The organism is Agrobacterium leguminum, from assembly GCF_015704895.1.
Taxonomy (GTDB): Bacteria; Pseudomonadota; Alphaproteobacteria; order Rhizobiales; family Rhizobiaceae; genus Agrobacterium; species Agrobacterium leguminum.
Window position 1 is genome coordinate 1 of the sequence record NZ_JADQWB010000056.1, and the last position, 247, is coordinate 247.

Genomic DNA, 247 nt, shown 5'->3' on the forward strand with positions numbered 1-247 from the left:
TCAACCGCCTCAAGCAGTTCCGTCGCGTCGCGACCCGATACGACAAGACACGAAAATCCTTCTCAGCATTCCTTGCCCTAGCCGCTGCAAAGATATGGTTGCCATACTTTGTCAACAGGACCTAGCATTACTTTGGCAGATTCGGGCAAGGCTGGTTTGAGATGATCTGTGCTCTCTTCGTTGGGGGCGCGATATGGCAGATTGGGATACGGAGCTTTCGGCATTTTTACAGCCATTTCTGGACAAG

The 247-nt window shown here is 51.4% G+C and carries 1 pseudogene; it reads left to right on the top strand.

The window, feature by feature from the left end:
• Window positions 1–125 (top strand): annotated as a pseudogene (locus I3J13_RS25920) (IS5 family transposase); the annotation flags it as partial.
• Window positions 126–247: the final 122 nt, after the last annotated feature.